The following is a 20213-nucleotide window of genomic DNA, read 5'->3' as shown; positions in this document are numbered from 1 at the left end:
AGCCGGTGCCGGTCCTCCGCCAGCCGGACCAGCGTCCAGCGCAGCAGCGGTGCCTCGTAGGTGTCGAGCGGGGTCTCCGCCTCGGTGCGCAGCAGCTCCTGGAACGCGGCTTCCGGGTCCGCAGCCCCGCTCAGGTCCACCGTGCGCAGCCGCGGCGCACAGGCCCCGGCGACCCGCTGGCCGGGCATCGCCCCGGCGACGGCGACGAGTTCCAGCCGCAGACCGGCGTGCCGGTCCAGGGTGGCGGCGAGTCCGTCGCGCAGCGCGTCGGCGTCGAGCGTGCCCCACAGGTCGAGGGCGGCGGTGAAATTGTAGGCGCGGCTGCCCGGTTGCACCTGTTCGTGCAGCCAGACGATCTCCTGCGAGGAGGAGAGCGGAAGCATGGGCGATCCCTGAGGTCGTCGGGTCTTGGTGTGCGCGGCCGGGACGTGGTCGGGCCCGGCCGGTGGGGGGTGCACGGACCGTGCCGCGGATCGCGCGGCAGGTCCGGCAAGTTCGGTGGATGAGTGCGGGGCGGGCCCGGGTCAGCCGGCCGTCGGCACGGGTGTCCGTACCGCGTCGGCCAGCGCGGTGAAGGCGCTCTCGGCGGCGTGATCGGGGAGGACCGCGCGGTCCCACACCATGCGCAGCCGCAGCTCGGGGCCCTGGGAGACGGAGACCGCGAAGGGTCCGCGGACCGCCCGGCCGTCGACATGGATCTCCCGGCCGGTCACCCCGCCCAGGCGGAGCGGGGGTTGGCGTCGGGTGTCGTCGACGGTCAGCATGCCGTCGAGCCGGCCGCGCCAGCCGGAGCCGGCCGCGCGGGCGGCGTGCACCACCGCGTCGAAGGGGGTGGCGGCATGGTCCAGGTCGTCCCACCAGGCGGCCGCCGTGGCCGCGGCGGTGGGCGCGTCGCCCGTGGTGGTCGGGAAGACCACGGTGTTGAGGAAGCAGCCGAGCACCGGCGCGGCACCGGCCGGCCGCCCTCCCCACGGGTAGCCGAGCGGCACCACATGGCCCGCTCCGTAGAGCACCGCTGCCGCAGCGCCACAGGCGTTGAGCAGCTGCGGGAAGGGCACCCCGTCGGAGGGCGCGGGCATCCGCAGCGCGGCCGAGCCACTCGGCGGCGCACCGGGGGAGAGGGGCTCCGGCCGGGCCACGGGGGCCTGTTCGCACACCGTGCGCAGGCGTTCGCCCCAGTACGCCATCGCCTCCGGCGCCCCCGCGCGCTCCTCCGCGTCGAGCTGCCGCAGCACGGCGTCCTGGTAGGCGGCCAGTTCGGCCGCGACATCGGCGGGAGAGGGGTCCTCGGCCTGCGGGCCCTCGTCGTAGCCGGCGCCGAGTTCCTCGACGAGCCGGGCCAGCGACTGGCCGTCGCACGCGCTGTGGTCCAGTACGACGGCGAGGACCTCCTCGGTGCCCTCCGGACCGTCCGGCACCAGGAACAGCCGCAGCGGTGCGCCCTCCGGCGCCCACCGGCCCAGCGCCCGGCGCAGCACGGTGGCCGCGTCCTCGCCGGGCGCGCAGGTCTCCTGGATCACGGGGACCTGCGGCCGCTCCAGGCGGAGGACGGGGGTGCCGCGCAGCACGGTGGGCCGGGCCCGGAGCACGGGGTGCCGGGCGGCGAGACGGTTCGCGGCCGCCGCGAGGCGCACGGGGTCCACCGTGCCGCGCGGAAAGGCGAAGAACATCGGCACGAGATCCGGCCGCCCGTGGGGGTCCATGGCACGCACCAGCGCGAAGCGACGCTGGGCGCCCGTGACGGGCAGCAGGACCGGGGTGCCGTCACCGGCTTCCAAGCGCCGGAAACGGGCCAGGTACTGGCTCGTGATGCTGAGCACGTGATCCTCTTTGTCGTGACGGTCGCGCCTCACCAGGAGGTGAGGCGGGTGGGAAGGCCGTGCGCGGAGAGAGAAGGGCCGGGCCGGATACGGCGGCCGCGGCGTCAGCCGACGGACGCGGGCTCGGCCGGGTCCGTGGTGTCGGCGGGGGTGTCCTCGGCCGCCCCGGCGGCCGGCAGGTCCCGCATCCGGCGCAGCGGGGAGAGCAGCAGCGGCAGCGGCACGACCAGGAATCCGGCCGCGCACCACGCCAGCGCCGAGCGGGCGCCGAACGCGTCCGCCAGCGCACCGCCGGCCAGGGCGCCGAGCGGCAGGGTGCCCCACATCAGGAACCGCAGGGTGGCGTTCATCCGGCCGAGCAGCCGGGGCGGGCAGAGCGCCTGACGGAAGCTCACCTGCGCGACGTTGTAGACGACGGCGCCGAAAAAGACCACGCCGGAGCCGACCGCGAACAGCGCCGCGCCCGCGCCGCGCCCGGAGAGCGGCCACAACAGCGCGAACGGGCCGGTGGCCAGCGCGGACAGCCAGATGATCCTGGCCTGGCCGAACCGGGCGGCGAGCCGCCCCGCGCACAGTGCCCCGGCGAGCCCGCCCACCGCCGAGGCGGCCAGCACCAGGCCGACCACACCCGGCGCCAGGCCGAGCACCCGGACCAGGAAGACGGACTGGGTGGCCATCAGCGTCGCGGTGAAGAAGTTCGCCAGGCCCGTCGTCACTGCGATCACACGCAGCAGGCGGTGCCCGAAGACGAACCGCAGCCCCTCACCGATGTCCTGGCGCAGGGACGTCCCCGCGACGCGCTCCGGGCGGCTCTCGGGCTGCTTGATCCCCCACAGGAACAGCGCCGAGAGCACATAGCCGACCGCGTCGGCGACGATGGCGAGGGAGGCCCCGAGCAGCTGGACGAGACCGCCGCCGAGCCCGGGACCGGCCACCTGCGCCGAGGAACGGATGGTCTCCAGCGCCCCGTTGCCCGGTACCAGCTGGTCCTTGGGCAGCAGATGCGGCACGAAGCTCTGATGAGCCACGTCGAAGAAGACCGTCGCCACCCCGGTGACCAGGGCGACGAGATACAGCTGAGTCATCGTCAGCACCCCGGCGACGGCGGCCAGCGGGATGCTGGCCATCGCCACGGCCCGTACGACATCGGCCCGGATCATCAGCGGCAGCTTGCGCATCCGGTCGACCCAGGCCCCGGCCGGCAGTCCGACCAGCAGGAACGCGGCGGTCTCCGCGGCCGTGAGCAACCCCACCTGAAAGGCGGGGGCGTTGAGCTCCAAGACCGCGACGAGGGGCAGGGCGACCAGGGTGACCTGGGCGCCGAGTTGGCCGGCCGCGGCACCGGCGAGCAGAAGACGGAAATCGCGCAGGCGCAGCGGGCCGCTGGCCGCGGGTCGGGGTATGACGGGCATACGAAGGACCATCGCCGAGCGGCCGATCGATGGTCAAAAACCGATGCACACTTTCGGTCGCCTTTCTTCACTATTTACCCACCAAGACAGAAAATTTTCCGTCAGATACGGGCAACTGCCGGAGGACCGTCACCTGTCGCGCCCTTGGTGGGCGAGGGAACCCGTGGTGGGGCGCGGGCGGGAACGGGCGATCATGCGCAGAGCGTTACGTGCCGGACTCCGACCGAAAACAGTCGTTGATGTCCGCTTATTCACCGAAGCGCTGAGTTCATCCGCTATGGCGGCCGTGTCGACGCCGTAACCGTGTGGTGGCGGGGCCTCTCGCCGGTGCAAACATGCGGCTGCCCCCGCCGTGGGGCGGGGGCAGCCGGGGTGTAAGTCCGGTCACACTGGCCGGAGTTCCGTCTCGACGGCGCCGCGGAGCAGCTCATGGGCCCGCTGGAGCGAGGTGGTGCCGCTCAGCCAGCGTTCGCTCAGGCCCTCGACGAGCGCGGTGAGCCGCTCGGCCGCCGCGTGGGGGTCCGTCCCGGCCCCGTTCGGAACGGCTTTCTGAGCGCGGCGCAGCAGCCCGGCGAGGTCGTCCACCCACTCCTGGGTCGCGGCCGCCAGCAGCTCCCGCAGATCCGGGTCGAAGACGGCGGTGGCACGCAACTCGCCCCAGGCCGCGCTGTTCTCCCTGACCTGGGGGCTGTCCTGGAGCTCCAGCAGCAGCATCTCGGTGAGCTGCACCCGGGGATCGTCGGAGGTCTCCAGCGCGGCGTCCGTGTAGCGGACCGCGCGCCGGCTGATGAACTCCAGGGTGCGGCGCAGCAGTCCGGCGCGGTCCTTGAAGTGGTAGTAGATCAGCGCGGTCGAGACGGCGGCCTCCGCGGAAACCTCCTCGACACGCAGCCCGCGGACGCCCCGCCGGGCGATCAGCCGGGCGGCGGCTTCGAGGATCTGGGTGGGCCTGTCCGGCATCGCATGCTCCCGCTGTCCGAGGAAATCAAGGTGGCTCGGATCCGATCATGCCCTAACATCGTCCTGACCAAATTTTCAGTCAGGGAGCTGATCGTGGATATATCCCGACGTCAGACACTGCAAGCGGCGGTCGCCACCGCCCTCGGGGGAGCGCTGAGCGGCTGCGGCGAACCGGACCGCGACGGGGCCGCGGGGCAGGGGGCCGGTGCCGCCCCCGCGGCGGCGCGGACCGGTGGCGGATGGCGGCTGCCCGATGAGGCGCATCCGCACGAGGCGACGTATATGTCTTGGCCCAGCCGGCGGATCTGGGGGCCGTACACCGCCGGAGTGCGGGCCGACATCGCCCGGCTCGCCCGGACCGTCGCCGAGTTCGAGCCGGTGCTGCTGCTGGCCGGGGACCGGGACGCGAAGGCGGCACAGCGGGCCTGCGGGTCCGGGGTGGAGGTCGTCCCGGTACCGGTGGACGACCTCTGGATGCGGGACACCGGACCGGTCTTCGTGCTCGGCCCCGACGGCGTCGCCGGTGTCGACCTCAACTTCAACGGCTGGGGCGGCAAGCAGGAGCACGGCCGGGACCGCCGGGTCGCCCGCGAGGTCCTGGCCGACGCGCGGATCCCGCGGATCAAGGCACCGCTCATCGGCGAGGGCGGCGCCGTGGAGGGCGACGGCCGGGGCACTTTGCTGGCGGCCGAGAGCTCCCTCGTCAACGACAACCGCAACCCCGGCAAGACCCGGGCGGACGTGGAGCGGGAGCTCAAGGATCTGTTCGGCGCCCGGAAGGTGATCTGGGTGAAGGGCGTCAAGGGCAAGGACATCACGGACTATCACATCGACGCGCTGGCACGGTTCTCCGCGCCCGGCGTCGTGGTCCTCAGCACCCCCGCGCAGCACGCGCCCCGCAACGTCTTCACCGGTGCCTACGAACAGGCCCGCAGCGTCCTGGACCGGGCCGTCGACGCCCGCGGGAAGCGGATCGAGGTGGTCGAACTGCCCGAGCCGTCGGACTTCGGGCGGCGCGGAAAGGAGTTCCTGGCCTGCTACGTCAACTACTACGTGGCCAACGGCGCGGTCGTCATGCCCCGCTTCGGTGACCGGAAGGCCGACAGCAGGGCGGCCGCGATCCTGCGGGAGCAGTATCCGGGACGGAAGGTGGTGCAGGTGCCGGTCGACAACATCGCTGAGGGCGGGGGCGGTATCCACTGCTCCACCCAGCAACTCCCCACAGCGGACCGACCCGCACCGGACCCGGCGCGGTCCCGCTGACCGCGCCCCGCGGCTGACGGACCGTACCGTCCGGCCGGCGGCACGTCAGAGGTGCCCGTCGCGGACGGCCTCCTCGGTCCGCCAGCCCCAGGCGGTGAGCATCCCGGGGGAGAGCCCGGCGCAGTCGTCCGACGCCAGCTCGCGCCCGGCCCGCTCGATTCCATCCGCGTCCACCTGCCCGGTCGCCAGCATGGCGTCCCGCGCCCGGTCCCAGGTATCGGCCCAGAAACGGCTGAGGGGGCTGCCGGGCACCAACGGGGGAACATGGATCTCGGCGGCCACCCGGCTCAGGCCCTCCTCCCGCAACAGGTACGGACAGTCGGGCACCCAGGAGATGTCCGTGCCGATGGACTGCCGGAGCCCGTGCCACATCGCCCGCATGACCGTGGTGTACGGGGTGGCCGGCGCCCCGGCGGACGTCAGGTCCACGGCGTCGCTCAGCACCAGCACACCACCGGGCGCGACCAGCGAGGCCAGCTTGGTGATCATGCGGCGCCAGGAGCGCAGATGCATCAGTACGAACCGTGCGTGGACCAGCTGGAACCGGCCGGGGTCGAAGTCCGGCGCGGTGATGTCGGCGGTCAGCGTCGACAGCCCCGGTGTCCGGCCGGCGTCCAGGGACCGGGTGTCACGGTCGACCGCGAGGACCGCCGTGACACCCGCCGACTCCAGCAGCCACCGCGCGAGGGTGCCGGTTCCCGCGCCCACGTCCAGACAGGACCACCCGGGCCCGGCGCCCAGCGCCGCCAGCCGGGCCGTGCTCACCGCGTCATAGGCGAGCGCGCCCAGGTCGATACGGTCGGCCTCGCCGGTCTCCTCCGGACGGAACAGGCCGTCGCCGTAACGCCCGGCTTCGGTACCCCGCACGTCCCCAGTATGACCGTGCCGCTCAGGGGTTTCCTGCTGTGGTGACCAGCTCCGTTTCCGGCTCGGCCACCGGAGCGACCTTGCGGCGGCCCGGGGCACGCCGCAGGACCAGCTGGAGGACCACCATCACCACACCGGTGGCCAGCGCGCTGTGCCACAGCAGCGCGTCCAGCCGGCCCGCCGAGAGATAGGCCCCCGCGGCCACCGCCGCCAGCGCGCACACGCCCCGGTCCACGATGCTCTCGACGGACAGCAGGGTGGCCCGGGGCGCCCCCGCCGGGATGGCGTCGTTCACCAGCTTGCGCTGGAGCGGATAGGCGAAGCCGGTGACCGCGGCGAACACGCACAGCAGGGCGACCACGGTCCACGGTCCGCCCAGGGTGCTGCCCGCCAGCGTGCCCGCCATCGCCAGACTCAGCAGCGACACCCAGGCCACCGGGGACAGCCGCCTGCCGAGCCACTGCGGACGGGCCGAGGCCACCGCCTCCGCGACGGTCATCGCGGCCAGCACACCGCCGTGCGAGCTCTCCGGGATGCCATGGTCCAGCAGCACCGGCTGGAAGAGATTGACCTGGCAGATCCGGGAGAGCGTGAACACCGCGACGCCCTGCACCATGAGCAGCGCGAGCCAGGGAGTGGCCCACACCCAGCGCAGCGCGGAGACGGCATCGCGTAGGAACACCGGCCCGCCCGACGTCCCCTTGCCGCGGCCGGGGCCGCTGTGCCGGGCCGTCGCCTGCCGCGGCAGCACCACGGCACAGACGAGCGAACCCGCCGCGCTCGCGGCGCTCAGCACATACGGCGTGGGGTGCGCGACGGCCATCAGCGGACCGACCAGCGGCCAGCACAGCACCTTCGCCGCCAGCCCCAGCGCCCGCGCCTGACCCTCGGCCTTCAGATAGTGCTCGCCCGCGCCCTCGGCCTGCAGGCCGTCGTAGAGATAGGCGCTGGCGGCGCCGGAGGTCAGCGAGCGGCCCGCGGCGATGGCCAGGAAGTGCACCAGGAAGCCGGTGTAGCTGGGCGCGAAGACCGGCGCCAGGTTCGCCGCGGTCATCACGACCGCCCCGGCCCGCAGGCAGTTGCGGGCACCGATACGGTCGGCCACCATCCCGGTCGGGATCTCGAAGAGGCAGAACGCGACGTAGTAGATGCTCTGGATGCCGAAGATCTCCCCGTCGGAGAGCCCCGCCTCCCGCTGGTAGGCGTAGAAGACCGGCATCCACCACAGCAGATTGAACAGCAGCTGGAAGCCGTTGTTCAGCCGGATGATCCGTCGGGCCCGTGGTGGCAGCGGCGCACCCGCGGGCCGGGACCGGCGGGTGCGCAGCGGGCCGGTGAACCGGCGGATCACAGCGCGTAGGGGCGGATCTGGACCAGGCGGAAGTCCCCCTGATCGGTCATCAGCCATTCGATGTCGAGCGGATGGTCCACGTCGGAGTCGCTGAAGTGGGACTGGAGCAGCCGCCCGGTCAGCGCCAGCCGCGCCAGCTTGTCCCGGGTACCGACGGGCAGGTCCTCGCCGGACGAACCGAGCGCGACGGTACGGCCGCCGCCCTCCACCGTGTTGTACAGGTACTGGAGCGGCAGCGTCGTCCCGTCGACGACCGTCTCGGGTGAGCCGGGGGAGCAGTTGAGGTAGACGTTGCGGAAGTCCTCACGCCTGGTCGGATTGCAGGTGACCAGAACACCGCCGAGGTCAGCGGGCGCGTACTCCTGGATGATCACGCCCATATAGGTGTCGTCGAGGGAGATGCCCGCCTGGTGGCGCAGCCGGACGCTGCGCGGTGACAGCAGGGAGGCCCACACCTGGCGTACCGCGTCGAGGAGTTCGTCCGCGCCGTGGACCGTGGTGATCGACTCGTAGACCCCGGCCGCGGAGAACCCGGGCAGGTCCTCGGCGTTGGAGGAGGAGCGCACCACCAGACGCCTGCCGGTGGCCGGGCCGCCGGGCAGCGCCTGGGTGATCTGACGGCTCACGTCCTCGGGCAGCGGGGTGTTCCGGATGAGCTGCTGCAAATGCAAACAGAGCGCGTCCAGCACGTCGACGGCGTCGAGTTCGAGCGCCATCTTGAGCTTGCCCAGGCCCTGTTGCACGGCGGGCGAGGAGGTCAGGAAGCGGTGCTGAAGGGCGAAGGGGAGGGCGACGCCATCGGGTGCCGTGATGACCCCGGCCACGAAGTCGGCCGCCAGGGCCCGCAGTTCCTCGGGTGTCGCGTCCTTGACGCCGAGACGGGCCGCGAGATGGCCGTAGAGGTCGGCGCGGGGTGGCCTCGGCTGACCGTAGAAGGCGGTGAGGTCGGCGGTGCGGCTGTCGAGGACGTGATGGAGCTCGCCGAGGTTGGCCGCCTTGGTCCCGTACCGGTCCCGGTCGGCGCGGCGCAGCCGGTGCAGCCACAGCGCCGGCACGTCCTCCAGCAGCGGCGGTTCCATCCGGATCCGCTGCTGGTGCCAGGCCGGGGCCTCCAGCGTCGGGGCATGGGCCAGCGGGACGAGCGTGATCTCGTCGTCCTGGACCCGGTAGCGGACCCAGGCGCCGTCCAGCACGTCCGCGTCGACCATCCGCTCCAGGTCACGCACGATCGCGTTGGGGATGCCCCAGCCCGAGGCGAGGACATTGGTGTGCGAGAGCGGGGTGCCCGGCGCGGTGTTGAGGAAGCCGGCCACCCGCGGTACGTCGTCCGGCAGACACGGCATGGCCACGATGTCGGACCAGCCGAGCCCGTCGGCCGCGGCCGTGTACTCCTCAAGGGTCCGGAAGTAGCGGAGCCGGCCGACGGCCTCACCCGGGTTGAGCGGGGTGCGGGTGCGGTTGCCGAACAGCTGATGGCCGAGGATCCGCGGCACGTGTACGTCGCTGATCGCGGCGAGTTCGTGCTCCTGCCCGTGGTTCGCCGGCTTCAGCAGCAGCGGCAGGCGGCCGTCGACCCGGTGCCGGACGAAGGCGTAGAACTCCTCCAGCAGCCGGCCGTTCATGGTGTCGGCCTCGGTGGTCTCCAGCACGAGGAAGGGCCGCTCCCGGCCCTCGGCGTCCTCGTCGGTGTGCAGCGAGAGCACACCCAGCAGGAAGCGGCGCTCGGGGTCCATGTAGACCGAGGCGTTGAAGGCGTCCAGGCAGGAGTCCAGCTCCGTCAGTTCCATGCCGAGGACGCGGGTGGCGATGTAGTTGACGTGGAAGGGGTGGACGGCGGTGTCGAGCAGATGCCAGGTGTCCTCGATCCGGTCCACCACGACCTTGAGGTACGGGTGGCCGGCCAGCACACCCGAGAGCGTGCGGAACAGCGGCAGGGAGAGGTTCTCACCGATGACGGTGCGGTCGGTGACCGGGCCAGGGGCACCGGCGGGCAGAACGGCGGTGGTGGTCATGGGCGCACCTCCGTGGTGGGACCGGCCGTGGGGAGCACCCGCGGCAGGGCGTCCACCAGGTTCCGGAAGTCATGGATCACGGTCTCCGGGTCGGTGGCGGACAACAGGCACAGCGCCGCCATGGTGTTGGCGCCCGCGGCCGGGTCGTACACCGGAACCGGCGCCCCGTCCGGGAGCGAGTTCTCAGCGACCACGGACAGATGGCTGCCGGCGCTGAGCGGTACCGCGTCCCGCACCGTCGGGAAGTCCCAGACCCGCTGGTCCGGCCAGGCAGCACCGGCGCCGTCGACGGCCAGCACGACCAGGGAACCGGCCGCGCCGTGCGCCTCCTGCGGGGTGCGCACCTCGGCGGGCCAGGAGACCGGACGCCCCAGCAGATGGTCGGTGAGCATGCCGATCAGGTCCAGGCCGAAGACCTCCTCGATCTGCGGGACGGTCATCGCCCCGCCGAACCGGGCGGCGGTCTCGATCACCCACATCTGCCCGTCGGCGCCGAGCTTGATCTCGGTGTGCGTACCGCAGTTCTGCAGCCCCAGCGCATCGACGGCCTCGCGCGCCAGGGCCACGATGCGCCGCTGCGCGTCGTCCGGCAGCGCCGCCGGGGTGATCCCGGCGCGTTCGGTGAACGGCTCCACCGTCGGCATCCGCCCGCTGAGACAGACCGGACGGAAGTCGCCGTGCACGACGACGCCCTCGACACTGACGTAGTCGCCCCAGCCCTCCTGGTCGAACCACCCGGTGGCGGTGCCCGGCACGATCTCCTCGACGAGGAAGTCGGCCCCGGCGTCGGCCACATGCAGCTCGGCATAGCCCAGCTGCGCGGATTCGGCCATCACCTCCCGCGCCCGTTCCCAGGCCGCCGGGACGTCGTCGGCGGAGCGCAGGATCCGGTGGGCGGTGGAGCCGGCGCTCCAGGCGGCCTTCAGCAGCAGGGGGAAGCGGAGCGCGGCGGCCGCGTCGTGCAGATCCTGTGCGGTGGCGACCGGCCGGAACCGGGGCTGGGATATGCCCTGTTCCTGCCAGGTGCGCCGCATCATCCGCTTGTCGCGGGCCAGGGCGCAGCAGCTGCCCGCCCCGGCGAGGCCCAGCTTCTCGCACGCCTCGGCGACCGCGACGACGGCGTACTCGGAGAAGGTGACGACCGCGTCCGCGCCCACCGCCTGGGCCCGGGAGACGATCAGGGACACCAGGTCGCGCCGCTCGGACTCGGCGGGGCACAGCACCGAAGCGCACAGCCGGTCCGCGGACGCGGCGACGGTGGGAGGGAGCGCGCTGAGCGCCAGCAGGTGCACTGCCGACCGTGCGGCGACCCGTGACAGGGCGTACCCCAAGGGCGGACCACCCTTGGCATACACGAACAGCACCTTGCTCACTGGAATCCGACTCCTTTTCATACGTGGGAACCATCGGAACGGCTGGCAACGCCCGGCCCCCCGGATCCGAACGCCGTTCCCTCTAGCGAAGCAGCCGTGCGGCCCACCGTTCCCCTCTTCGGGCCGCAACCGCTCAGGCAAATGCCAGAGTTGTGGATACCGTCATTCCGTCGTGGAGGTTCCGTGATGCCGTATGGCGTCCCCGCGGCGCAGCAGATGTGAACGCGCGGATGTCGCCAGATCGGCCGAGAACCGGGCATGCCTGCCCGCACCGGGGGATACGCATGGCGGGGACGCGCCGTCCGAAACCCGTTGATCTCCTCACCACTAAGGGGCCCGTCGTGGACGAGACCAGTCTGAAGTCGCTGCTCGAACGCCTTCCGGTGTCCTGGTGGGAGGCCGACCGTGAGCTACGCGTGATCGACAGCGGCGGAGGTGCCTTCGGCGACACGGTGACCGCCCAGCGGTTCCTCGACACCGTGCGCAAGGAACTCGCCGGGCCGGCCGAGGCACCCGAAATCAGCCATTGGCAGGCCCGGTTCGACGGCCGGGTCTTCGATGTGAACTGGCCCCTCGGCGTGCCCCGGCAGGGCCGCTCCCGTGGACTGGCGGTGGAGGTCGGCCCCCATACGGCGGGACCCCGCCGCTACGGCGCCTTCGCGGACCTCGCCCCCGCCGCGGCCTTCATCCGGGACGTGAACGGGCGCTACCTCTGGGCGAACCACGCCTACGCCCATCTGTACGGCACCACACCGGAGCACATTATCGGCAAGGACGTCGCCGACGTCGACGGCCCGGCCGACGCCGACCGGGTCCTGAGCCTGGACCGGGAGGTGCTCGAACGCGGCAAACCGGTCCGGCACACCCTCACCTACCACCGCTTCGACGGCACCGGCGGCCAGGCGGTCGGCCATCGATTCCCCGTCCGGGAGGGCAGCCAGCGGTGCGTGGCGGGTATCTACATCGACATCAGCGACTACACCCGGGCGCTGCGCCAGCGCCGGGAGGCCGAGGAGAGCCTGCATGCGCTGCGCGACCACAGCGGACTGCCGTGCGCCCTGATCTCCGCGGGCGGACGCATCCAGCAGGCCAGCGCCGCGGCCGCCGACCTGCTGCGGACCCGGCTCTCCGACCTCGTCGGCCGCCGCGCGCACAGCGTGCTGGGCCCGACTCCGGAATTACCGGGGCTGCACCGCAGCTGGCTCGATCTCATAGCCCGCCGCAGCCGGCGCATCCAGACCACCGTGGTGCTCATGGACGCCCGCGGTCAGCAGCGCCGCGCCCGGCTGCATCTGACGACGGTGGGCCGGAGCGCGGACCGTGCCACCAGTGTCTGGGCGGTCGTCACCCACCAGGGGGTCGCCCACGATCCGCATCCGCCGCTGACGGCCAGTCAGGTACGCATCCTGTCCCTGCTGGCCGCCGGCCACAGCAACGCGGAGATCGCCACGTCGCTGCACCTCTCCCGGCAGACCGTCGACTACCACCTCAGCCGGCTGCGCGATCTCCTGGACGCCCCGACCAGGCCCGCCCTGGTCGCCCGCGCCTATGTCCTGGGCATCCTCGCCCCCCAGGCCTGGCCGCCCCGCTCGGCGACGGCCTGCCACCCGCACAGCGTCACCTGATGGCCCCGCCGCCGCCGGTACCTCCGGAATGTGGGCCACCCGGCTGATTGTGGCCGCCAGGGGTTTGCTCCCCGCGGGTTGAACGCCGATGCGGGCCGACCGCGGCAGCACGATACGTCTGGCATCAGAAGGCTGAAGAGGCGAGGAGCGTCGTGAGAAGAATTGTGCAGGCGGGAACGGTCGTCGGGGCGTGCGGGCTGGTGCTGTTCGGCGGCGGAGCGGCCCAGGCGGTGACCCTTCCGGACTCGCTGCTCTCCGCTGTGGCGGACGCCGATGTGGGCACCCTGAACGGCACGGTCAACGGGGTGGTCTGCAACAACCGCCTGGGTCAAATCCACTACAGGTCACCGGTGTTGGCGTCCCCCCACGCCTGTGTGAACGGGCCGGTGCACAGCGGCAACAGCCTGAACAGCGGCAACTTCATCAACCACGGGAACCCGAACAACAGCGGGAACCTCTCCAACACCAACGGAACCACCAACGGCGCCAACTCCGTCACGGGCGCTTCGTCGGGCAGCGGCAACAACATCCAGCGCATCCTCGGACTCGGACTCTTCCACCACTGAGCCGGACACCGCGCCGGCGGAGACGGCACCGCTCCGGCCCCGGAACGCCCGGGGCCGGAGCGGCTCGACGCGCCCGAAGCGCGTCTCATTCGCGGTGATGGTGGATGTGCTGCTCGTTGTTGCCGGACTTGGTCGCCGTGCCGGTCGTGCCGCCGGTGTCCTCGTTGGTGTTGCCGTTGGTGTTGGTCGGACTGCCGCTGTTGCTGACGGTGCCGGCGACATGCACGTTCTGCGATCTTCTGGGGTTTCCGCTGAGCACCGGGCCGTTGATACAGAATCTGGCCCGGTGCGCACAGCGGAATCTGGCATCGAAGCGGGCGACGGTGTCGCTGTTCGAGACCCCGTCACCGCCGGACGACGACTCGGCCCACGCCAGGGTGGGCGAGACCGTACCCGCGGCCAGGAGCAGACCGCAGGCTCCTGCCATCACGACATTGACGCGTGCCGAATTCTTCACTGTGTGCTCCTGCACTCATGGTGGGTCCCCGGGGATCTTGCTATCCCGGATGCCCCGCACCACCAAGCCTGAGCAACGGCCAGTCCCGATTGTTCACCCTGTCCGATTATGGGATTCACCGTGACGGCCCTGGAGCCGAGCCGCCCTTCCCGCGGCCCGCGGGAAGGGCGCGCGCTCCTACCGTCCGGCGATCGCCTCGGCGAGGGCGAGAACCCGGCGGGCGTCCTCGACATGCAGGTTCTCGATCATCCGGCCGTCGACGGTGACCACACCGCGCCCTTCGCGGGTGGCTTCGTCGAACGCGTCAATGACCTTCCGCGCATGGGCGATCTGGTCGGCCGACGGAGCGAAGGCCCGGTTGCACGGTTCGACCTGCGACGGATGGATGAGGGTCTTTCCGTCGAACCCGAACTGCCGGCCCTGCACGCACTCGGCCTCGAACCCCTCGGCGTTCTTCACGTCGTTGTAGACGCCGTCCAGGATCGCCTTGCCGGTGTCACGGGCCGCCAGCAGTGCCAGGGACAGCCCGGTCAGCAGCGGGGCCCGGCCGGGAACATGCTCGGCGTGCAACTCCTTCGCCAGGTCGTTGGTGCCCATCACCAGCACGGTGAGGCGTTCGCTGGCGGCGGCGACGGCACGGGCGTCCAGCATCGCGCGCGGCGTCTCGACCATGGCCCAGATCGCCGTACGGTCCGGAGCGCCGGCGGCTTCGAGGGCGCGCTCGACCTCCCGGACGGTGTCGGCGGAGTCCACCTTGGGCACCACCACCGCGTCCGGGCCGGCCTCGGCGGCGGCCCGGAGGTCGTCGGCGTGCCAGGCGGTGCCGGGCCCGTTGACCCGGATCGTCACCTCCCGGTAGCCGTATTCGCCCGAGGCCGCGGCGGCCGCGACCCGCTTGCGGGCCTCCGCCTTCGCATCGGGGGCGACGGCGTCCTCCAGGTCGAGGATCAGCGCGTCGGCCGGGAGGGACTTGGCCTTCTCCAGGGCGCGTTCATTGGCACCGGGCATGTAGAGCACGGAGCGGCGCGGTCGCAGGATCGCGTCGGACACGGGTCTTACTCCTTTTCGGCCGCGGCGTAGGCGTCGCGCAGCTCGGGGTCGCGGGCGGCGAGGGCATCGGCGAGTTCGGCGACCACCTGGCACTGCTTGTACGTGGCGTCGTCCTGCATCTTGCCGTCGATCATCACCGCGCCGGTGCCGTCACCCATCGCCTCGATGACCCGGCGGGCCCAGGCGACATCGGCGGGCGCGGGGGAGAACACCTTCTTGGCGATGGCGATCTGCACCGGGTGCAGGCTCCAGGCGCCGACACAGCCCAGCAGGAAGGCGTTGCGGAACTGGTCCTCGCAGGCGGTGACGTCCTTGATGTCACCGAACGGCCCGTAGTACGGCAGGATGCCGTGCGCCGCGCAGGCGTCGACCATCCGCGCCAGGGTGTAGTGCCACAGGTCCTGCTGGAAGGTGGCCCGCGGCGCGTCGGCGTCCGCGCCGTGCGGGTCCTCCCGGACCAGGTAGCCGGGGTGCCCGCCGCCGACCCGGGTGGTCTTCATCCGGCGGCTGGCGGCGAGGTCGGCGGGGCCGAGCGAGATGCCCTGCATCCGGGGGCTGGCGCCGGCGATCTCCTCGACATTGGCGACGCCGGTGGCGGTCTCCAGGATGGCGTGCACCAGGATCGGCCGCTGGATCCCTGCCTTCGCCTCCAGCTGGGCGAGCAGCCGGTCGACGTAGTGGATGTCCTCGGCGCCCTCGACCTTGGGCACCATGATCACGTCGAGCCTGTCACCGATCTCGGTGACCAGCGTCAGCAGATCGTCCAGCGCCCACGGCGAGTCCAGGCTGTTGATCCGGGTCCACAGCTGGGTGTCACCGAAGTCCGTGGCCTTGGCGATCTTCACCAGACCCGACCGGGCGGCTTCCTTGCGGTCGGCGGCGACCGCGTCCTCCAGATTGCCGAGCAGTACGTCCACGGTGGGCGCGATGGCCGGCACCTTGGCGGCCATCTTCTCGTTGCCCGGGTCGAAGAAGTGGATCATCCGGGACGGCCGGAACGGTACCTCGCGTACCGGTGTGGGCGCCCCGACTGCCAGCGGGCGGAAGAAGTCCTTCGGAGAACGCATGCAGTCTCCCTGGTCGGCTCGGAGGGAGGATCGCCGCCGGTGCCCGGCGGCGCCCTTGCGGCCCTCACTCTAGGCCCGACCAGCGGCAACATTACTGACCAGTATGTGTGCCGTTGGTCACCGTCGGCGAGGGGACGGCCTCGGGCACACAGGGCGTCAGCGGCGTTTCCGGACCCCCGGATTTCCGCCTCCGCGACCCGCTCAGGCCCGCCGCTCAGGACCCCAGACAGTCGACGAACTTCACCCGGTCGCCCGCACCCTTGATGAAGTCCTGCGGAGAGTGATTGCGCAACCGGCACATGTCATAGCGGGCCCGGGGGCCGGCGCCGCCGCCGTCCTGCTCGTAGGAGTGCTGCCCGGACAGCTGGCAGGAGTCGTACCGCACGAGCGGGCCCTGGGAGCCGATGCGGTAGCGATGGGGGCTGCTCTCCCCGGCGAAGGACTTGAAGGCGTTCGCGGTGTCGTCACAGTCGTTGAAGTGCACCGTGCCGCTGTCCCAGGCACAGTCGATCACGACGGTGTCCGGGTCACGCACCTCGAAGCGGATGTCCTCGGCGTGGAAGCGCTGTACGGAGTCATGGTGCGGACCGCGCGGGAAACGGAAGAAGGTGCTGGTGCGCCCGTAGTCGCCGGAATCCTCGGGGCGGCGGCCGGTGACGATATAGGAACCGCCGCGGCAGGTGATGGAGCCGCCGTAGGGGAACTCCAGGAAGTTGCCCCAGGCGTACTCGACCTTCATGTCGTTGAACCAGTAGTTGAGGAACTGGTCCTGCTGGCGGTGGCTCACCGACTTCTCGGAGAGCCCGGAGTACAGGAACGCCTTGCGGTAGGCCCCGCCCACCCGGCAGGCGTCCCAGCGCATCTCCGAGTTGGTGTTGCTGCCGTCGAGGGCCAGCCCGTAGGTCCACTCGCCGGTCCACTCACATTCGGTGAAGCGGTAGTCCTGCGCCTGACCGGTCGAGTAGGAGTAGAAGAACGAGGCACCGGGGGTGGCGGAGACAAAACCCAGCTGCTCGAACATCACATTCGCCCAGCTGTCCTCGTTGCGGCACAGGTAGGCCGTGTCGCTGCCCTCGGGCGGCGCGAAGAGCAGCTGCGTCATACGTTTGCCGGCCCCGCGGAACCGTAAGCCGTTGGCCTTGAGCTTTCCCCCGGTGGCGTTGAGCAGCGCATGGGGCTTGCGGATGAGATAGGTGCCGGCCGGTATGTCGATCACGGTCCGGCCGATGTGGTCCCACACCCGGCCGGCCGCGTAGGAGTACGCACGGGCGAACGCGCGGCTGTCGTCGGTGCGTCCGTCGCCCTTGGCCCCGAAGTCCGCGACCACATCGATGACGTCCTTGCCCTTGGGCTTGTGGCCGGTGACCACGGGGGCCCGGGCGTCGTCGGACGACTGCCGGGAGGCAGGGGCCGCCGGATCGCATCCGGTGAGGGCGGCCGCCAGCGCCGCGGCCGTACCCGCCAGCACCGTCCGGCGATCGGCGCCACCGGTTGACGAAGAGGTCCTGCCTGCCATGATGTTGCTCCTTCGGGGGTTCCATTCATCAGGTGGGGGACATGAGCCAGTTCGGATATGCGATCAGACAGCTGTCTGCGGCCCAGAAATCCGCGAAGGGAGTGTCCCTGTACTCGCGTTATGTGAACCGGCCGGCCGGCCGGGTGTTAGCCGCCATGGGCTACCACCTCAAGCTGACTCCCAATCAAGTCACCATGATCAGTGCGGTTTTCACCTTTGCCGGCGTGGTCATGATTGCGGTGCTGCGCCCCTCGCCCGCCGCGGCGGTGGCTATTTTCGCGGCGCTGGTCCTCGGTTTCGCCCTTGACTCCGCCGACGGGCAGCTCGCCCGGCTGACCGGAACGGGCAGCGCCGCGGGGGAGTGGCTGGACCATGTGGTCGACTGCGCGAAGATGCTCGCCCTCCACATGGCCGTACTCGTCTCGTTCTACCGCCACTTCGGCCTCTCCGACCCTCGGTATCTGTTCGTACCCGTCGCCTTCCAGTTCGCCGCGGTGATGGTCTTCTTCGGCGGCATCCTCACCGAACAGCTCAAGCGCGCCGACCGGCTGCGGAGCGGTGCGGGCGGGCCGGCACCCGCGGCACCCGCCTCCACACTGCGCTCCGTCGCCCTGCTTCCGGTCGACTACGGCGTCTTCTGCGCCGTGTTCCTGCTGTTCGGCAGCCGCGATGTGTTCCTGGTGCTGTACTGCGGCCTGCTCGTCGCCCATCTGCTGTTCATGGTGGCGTTCCTGGTGAAGTGGTACCGCGAGTTGTCCGCCCCCGGCCGCTGACCGGCCGGGGACGGACACTCACCAGGGCGGACGCCCCGGGCCGGTCACGCGGAATTCGCGAGCCCGTCGAGCACCTTGCGCAGCAGGGTGCTCGACGTGTGCACGGTGTAGGGGAAATAGATCACATCGACCCCGACCGTCGCGAAATCCCTTTCGAGCTTGTCGCCCTTACTCGTCCCCCGCCAGTCGTCGCCCTTGAAAATGACGTCGAACCGTACCTGCTGCCAGGTCTCCAATTTGTCGGGCACCGTCTCGACGAACGCCGCGTCCACGAATCGGACGCTGCGTACGATCTCCAGCCGCTCGGCCAGCGGAATGACCGGTGCCTGCCCTTTCGCCTGCACCGCCATTTCGTCCGAGACGACACCGGCCACCAGATAGTCGCACTGGCTTTTGGCGTGCCGGAGAATGTTCAGATGCCCGACGTGGAATAGGTCGTAGACCCCGGGCGCATAACCTACTCGGTGCGTCATTTACCCCCCACTCGGCATACGGTCAGTTTCTGGCGGTCACATAGACCGGGCCATTGCGCCCGGACACATTGGTGCCGTCGGTGACCTCGATCGAGTACCGGTGCTGCGCCCCGGGCTCCACGGTGTCCGTGTAGCTCATGTTGGGCCGGTTCCAGTAGCGCGAATCCTGGTTGAGCGAGGTCAGATACTCGCCGTCCCGGTAGATCTTGTAGGTCAGGACACCGTCGTCCCGGTCCCACGAGGCCTTCCAGTTCAGCGTGATCTTGCCCCGGGACCCGCTCGCACCGCTGAGCAGCGGCACCTGCGGCGCCCCGGTGTCCGGCGCCGCCGTGAACCGGGTCAGGCCCTGCTGCGGCGCGTCATTGACGGTGGTGAACTCGCCGCCCGCCCACAGCACGCCGTCCGCCATGGTCAGCGCCCGCGGGCCGATCTGCTCGCCGATCCCGTCGTTGGTGTCCGGGAACCACGGCAGGATCGTCTTGTCCGAGATCGACTGCGCCAGGAAGTGCTGACGGTTGCCGATGTCGGTGAAGCCGCCCGGGGTGTTGGAGCAGTCGTGCGCGTGGGAGCCGCTGTAGAGGACGCCCTTGTACGGCAGCACCGCCTGGGTGGCGCCCAGACAGGTGTCCTTCCAGAGCTGCCCGCCGTCCGACAGCCGGCCCGCCGCGCGGCCGTCGAAGACCCCGCCGCCGGTGCCCTCGGCGCCCAGATAGAAGTTGGTCCCGTCATTGACGAGCGACTTGACCGCCGAGCGGTTGGGGATCCAGCCGGTGAAGGAGTTGACGACCCGGCCGGTGGTGGCGTCGAGCCCGGCGAGCGCGTGCACCCCGAAGAGGCTGCCGTTCACCGAGGTGAACCGGCCACCGATGATGACCTTGTTGAGCTGAGGGGCGACCGTGATCGCGTTGACCGCCGGGGTGGGGTCGTTGCCGACCGAGGAACCACGGATCGTCGCCTTGAACGGGAGCAGCTCGCCGTCGGGCCGCAGCGCGGCGACCCGCTCACGGGTCTGTCCCTGGACGGTCCCGAAACCACCGCCGATGTAGACGGTGTCCTCGGTGACGTCGAGGGCCCGTACGGTCGAGCTGACCGTCGGCTGCCAGTCCGCCCCGATGGTGCAGTCGTCGGTGTTGAGGGCGGCCGTGTTGGACCGGCCCACCGGGCCGGCCTTCCCGAACGAGCCGCCGATGTAGACCTTCGAGCCGTCGGGCGAGGCCTTCATGGCCCGGATCGTGCCCGTACCGCCGGTGAACGCCGGGGCGCACGAGACCGGTTCACCGGTCTTGGCATCGAAGGCCGCGAAGTTCTTACGGGCGAGCTCACCGGTACCGGGGGCGGCGCCCGGCGGCCGGATATGGCTGAAGGTGCCTCCCACATAGACGATGCCCTTGGCGTAGGCCATCGCCCACACGATGCCGTCGGTCTGCCAGGTGCGCAGCGGATCGGCGGTGAGGGTCGTTTCGCCGGTGGCCTGAGCCGGGCCGGCGGAAAGGGCGGTTGACGCGGTGCCGAGCACCGCGGCCGCGAGCAAGAGATGGACAGGTCTGCTTCGTTGGCGCACAGGTCCCCCCTGGAAGCATGGCGCGATCGGAATTGTCAGGGTAGGACGTGGGAACGCGACGAGTTCT

Annotated in this window: 18 protein-coding genes; 4 read left to right on the top strand and 14 right to left on the bottom strand. The window is 71.1% G+C overall.

Translation table 11 applies throughout. The features are described from left to right. From ACZ4XD_RS31190 to ACZ4XD_RS31175, 4 genes are all read right to left on the bottom strand, one after another. The coding region (locus ACZ4XD_RS31190; RefSeq protein WP_468047583.1) for a condensation domain-containing protein at positions 1–383 on the bottom strand (383 nt) is incomplete at its 3' end. A 141-nt stretch (positions 384–524) separates the two neighbouring features. After that, complete coding sequence (locus tag ACZ4XD_RS31185; RefSeq protein ID WP_468047581.1) at positions 525–1820, bottom strand: condensation domain-containing protein; 1296 nt, start codon at positions 1818–1820, stop codon at positions 525–527. A gap of 104 nt (positions 1821–1924) precedes the next feature. After that, positions 1925–3232, bottom strand: a complete 1308-nt coding sequence (locus ACZ4XD_RS31180) for an MFS transporter (protein WP_468047579.1) — start codon at positions 3230–3232, stop codon at positions 1925–1927. Positions 3233–3616: 384 nt separating this feature from the next. After that, positions 3617–4192, bottom strand: a complete 576-nt coding sequence (locus ACZ4XD_RS31175; RefSeq protein WP_468047578.1) for a TetR/AcrR family transcriptional regulator — start codon at positions 4190–4192, stop codon at positions 3617–3619. Positions 4193–4285: 93 nt separating this feature from the next. On the opposite strand from ACZ4XD_RS31175, the gene ACZ4XD_RS31170 reads away from it, so the two are divergent. Continuing rightward, positions 4286–5455, top strand: coding sequence for an agmatine deiminase family protein (locus ACZ4XD_RS31170; protein WP_468047576.1), 1170 nt, complete (start codon positions 4286–4288; stop codon positions 5453–5455). Positions 5456–5500: 45 nt separating this feature from the next. Here ACZ4XD_RS31170 and ACZ4XD_RS31165 read toward each other — a convergent pair whose 3' ends face one another. From ACZ4XD_RS31165 to ACZ4XD_RS31150, 4 genes are read right to left on the bottom strand one after another with little or no spacing between them, the layout of a single operon-like run. Then, the gene (locus tag ACZ4XD_RS31165; RefSeq protein WP_468047574.1) at positions 5501–6322 is read right to left on the bottom strand and encodes a class I SAM-dependent methyltransferase; all 822 of its coding nucleotides are present in this window, start codon (positions 6320–6322) and stop codon (positions 5501–5503) included. Positions 6323–6344: 22 nt separating this feature from the next. Further along, positions 6345–7673, bottom strand: coding sequence for an MFS transporter (locus tag ACZ4XD_RS31160; RefSeq protein WP_468047572.1), 1329 nt, complete (start codon positions 7671–7673; stop codon positions 6345–6347). Next, the gene (locus ACZ4XD_RS31155) at positions 7670–9685 is read right to left on the bottom strand and encodes a PEP/pyruvate-binding domain-containing protein (protein WP_468047570.1); all 2016 of its coding nucleotides are present in this window, start codon (positions 9683–9685) and stop codon (positions 7670–7672) included. Before ACZ4XD_RS31155 ends, ACZ4XD_RS31160 begins: the two co-directional genes overlap by 4 nt. Further along, positions 9682–11058: an ATP-grasp domain-containing protein gene (locus tag ACZ4XD_RS31150; protein WP_468047568.1), complete on the bottom strand. Its 1377-nt coding sequence runs from the start codon at positions 11056–11058 to the stop codon at positions 9682–9684. Before ACZ4XD_RS31150 ends, ACZ4XD_RS31155 begins: the two co-directional genes overlap by 4 nt. 341 nt (positions 11059–11399) lie before the next feature. On the opposite strand from ACZ4XD_RS31150, the gene ACZ4XD_RS31145 reads away from it, so the two are divergent. Together ACZ4XD_RS31145 and ACZ4XD_RS31140 are read left to right on the top strand one after the other, a co-directional pair. Further along, on the top strand, positions 11400–12683 hold the full coding sequence (locus tag ACZ4XD_RS31145; RefSeq protein ID WP_468047566.1) for a PAS domain-containing protein: 1284 nt from the start codon (positions 11400–11402) through the stop codon (positions 12681–12683). 164 nt (positions 12684–12847) lie between these two features. Further along, positions 12848–13249, top strand: coding sequence for a hypothetical protein (locus ACZ4XD_RS31140; protein WP_468047591.1), 402 nt, complete (start codon positions 12848–12850; stop codon positions 13247–13249). Positions 13250–13334: 85 nt separating this feature from the next. On the opposite strand, the gene ACZ4XD_RS31135 is transcribed toward ACZ4XD_RS31140, so the two are convergent. The 4 genes from ACZ4XD_RS31135 to ACZ4XD_RS31120 all read right to left on the bottom strand — a co-directional run bounded on the left by ACZ4XD_RS31135 (position 13335) and on the right by ACZ4XD_RS31120 (position 17339). Further along, positions 13335–13706, bottom strand: coding sequence for a hypothetical protein (locus ACZ4XD_RS31135; RefSeq protein WP_468047564.1), 372 nt, complete (start codon positions 13704–13706; stop codon positions 13335–13337). A gap of 177 nt (positions 13707–13883) precedes the next feature. Beyond that, positions 13884–14756: an HpcH/HpaI aldolase/citrate lyase family protein gene (locus tag ACZ4XD_RS31130; RefSeq protein ID WP_468047562.1), complete on the bottom strand. Its 873-nt coding sequence runs from the start codon at positions 14754–14756 to the stop codon at positions 13884–13886. A 5-nt stretch (positions 14757–14761) separates the two neighbouring features. Next, positions 14762–15823: an HpcH/HpaI aldolase/citrate lyase family protein gene (locus tag ACZ4XD_RS31125; RefSeq protein ID WP_468047560.1), complete on the bottom strand. Its 1062-nt coding sequence runs from the start codon at positions 15821–15823 to the stop codon at positions 14762–14764. Positions 15824–16037: 214 nt separating this feature from the next. Continuing rightward, on the bottom strand, positions 16038–17339 hold the full coding sequence (locus ACZ4XD_RS31120) for a glycosyl hydrolase family 28-related protein (RefSeq protein ID WP_468047558.1): 1302 nt from the start codon (positions 17337–17339) through the stop codon (positions 16038–16040). Between the two features lie 41 nt (positions 17340–17380). Between ACZ4XD_RS31120 and ACZ4XD_RS31115 the strand changes: the two genes are divergently transcribed. Further along, entirely contained in the window at positions 17381–18112 is a 732-nt protein-coding gene (locus tag ACZ4XD_RS31115; protein ID WP_468047556.1) for a CDP-alcohol phosphatidyltransferase family protein, read from the top strand. Between the two features lie 44 nt (positions 18113–18156). On the opposite strand, the gene ACZ4XD_RS31110 is transcribed toward ACZ4XD_RS31115, so the two are convergent. Then, positions 18157–18585, bottom strand: a complete 429-nt coding sequence (locus ACZ4XD_RS31110; RefSeq protein WP_042158396.1) for an FAD synthase family protein — start codon at positions 18583–18585, stop codon at positions 18157–18159. Between the two features lie 22 nt (positions 18586–18607). Further along, positions 18608–20146, bottom strand: a complete 1539-nt coding sequence (locus ACZ4XD_RS31105; RefSeq protein WP_468047554.1) for a fibronectin type III domain-containing protein — start codon at positions 20144–20146, stop codon at positions 18608–18610. Positions 20147–20213 lie beyond the last annotated feature (67 nt).

This window comes from Streptomyces sp. NPDC029466 (assembly GCF_055574515.1).
Note: the sequence above shows the minus strand (reverse complement) of the source record. Positions and strands in the feature narration are given on the sequence as shown.

Bases quoted from the DNA above. Each gene is read 5' to 3' on its own strand.
- ACZ4XD_RS31120 (WP_468047558.1), bottom strand. From the start codon at position 17,339: ATGGCAGGCAGGACCTCTTCGTCAACCGGTGGCGCCGATCGCCGGACG.
- ACZ4XD_RS31175 (WP_468047578.1), bottom strand. From the start codon at position 4,192: ATGCCGGACAGGCCCACCCAGATCCTCGAAGCCGCCGCCCGGCTGATC.
- ACZ4XD_RS31125 (WP_468047560.1), bottom strand. From the start codon at position 15,823: ATGCGTTCTCCGAAGGACTTCTTCCGCCCGCTGGCAGTCGGGGCGCCC.
- ACZ4XD_RS31110 (WP_042158396.1), bottom strand. From the start codon at position 18,585: ATGACGCACCGAGTAGGTTATGCGCCCGGGGTCTACGACCTATTCCAC.
- ACZ4XD_RS31180 (WP_468047579.1), bottom strand. From the start codon at position 3,232: ATGCCCGTCATACCCCGACCCGCGGCCAGCGGCCCGCTGCGCCTGCGC.
- ACZ4XD_RS31115 (WP_468047556.1), top strand. From the start codon at position 17,381: ATGAGCCAGTTCGGATATGCGATCAGACAGCTGTCTGCGGCCCAGAAA.
- ACZ4XD_RS31155 (WP_468047570.1), bottom strand. From the start codon at position 9,685: ATGACCACCACCGCCGTTCTGCCCGCCGGTGCCCCTGGCCCGGTCACC.